This is a genomic window from Streptomyces sp. NPDC058664 (assembly GCF_042716635.1).
In the GTDB taxonomy this organism is placed as follows: domain Bacteria; phylum Actinomycetota; class Actinomycetes; order Streptomycetales; family Streptomycetaceae; genus Streptomyces.
In genome coordinates, this window is record NZ_JBHXRW010000272.1 from 1 (window position 1) to 1,009 (window position 1,009).

The following is a 1,009-nucleotide window of genomic DNA, read 5'->3' on the forward strand; positions in this document are numbered from 1 at the left end:
ACACCCTCTTCGGGCTGGAGAGCCTGGGCGAGATCCTGCGCGGTCCCTACTGTGCGCTGCCCGAATCGGCGCGGGCCAGCCTGAGCCCCGACGGCGCGTGCCGATTGCTCGCGACCGGACCCTTCGACCAGTTCATGCTCCGGTTGAAGGTGGGCCTCACCGCGGGCGTCGTGATGGCGACGCCGTTCTGGCTGTATCAGCTGTGGGCGTTCATCACCCCGGGGCTGTACGCGAAGGAACGCAAGCTCGCGGTCGGGTTCGTCGTGACGGGCACGGTGCTGTTCGTGACGGGCGCCGTCCTGGCCTACCTGGTCGTGTCGCACGCGTTGTCGTTCCTGATGACCATCGGTGACAACGTCCAGATCACCGCGCTCAGCGGTAACCAGTACTTCGGTTTCATCATCCAGTTGCTGATCATCTTCGGCGTCAGTTTCGAGACGCCGCTGGTCATCATCGGACTGAATCTGGTCGGGGTGCTGCCCTACGCCAAGCTCAAGGCCTGGCGGCGCGGGATGATCTTCGGCCTGTTCGTCTTCGCCGCGATCGTCACCCCACAGGACCCGTTCTCGATGCTCGCGCTCGCGCTGGCGCTGACCGTGCTGTTCGAGTTCGCGGTGCAGTTCACGCGGTTCAGCGATGCCCGCAAGGCTCGCCGGGAGGCGAAGGAGGGCTGGGGTCCGCTCGACGACGAACAAGCCTCACCGTTGGAGACTCCCGAACCGGTGGCGTCGGCCGATCCGGTGGGCGAGCCGGAGAAAACCACGCGCCCGGTGTCGGACTACTCCGATACGCTCTGACATGTGACCGACACTCCGGGGCTGCCCAGCGAACTGGCGAAATTCGCCGGTGAAATCTCCTTCGATCTGGACCCCTTCCAGCGCACCGCGTGCGCGGCCTTGGAAGACGGGCACAGTGTGCTCGTGTGCGCCCCCACCGGTGCGGGCAAGACGATCGTCGGCGAATTCGCCGTGCACATGGCCCTGGCTTCGGGCGGCAAGTGCTTCTACAC

2 protein-coding genes are annotated in these 1,009 nt (G+C 65.7%); both read left to right on the forward strand.

From position 1 onward, the window contains the following. Window positions 1-797: twin-arginine translocase subunit TatC (tatC, locus tag ACFWUY_RS42085; protein WP_384122494.1), on the forward strand; the 797-nt coding region annotated here is incomplete at its 5' end. Between the two features lie 3 nt (window positions 798-800). Further along, window positions 801-1,009, forward strand: a 209-nt coding sequence (locus ACFWUY_RS42090) for a DEAD/DEAH box helicase (RefSeq protein ID WP_384122497.1), incomplete at its 3' end; no start/stop codon positions are given.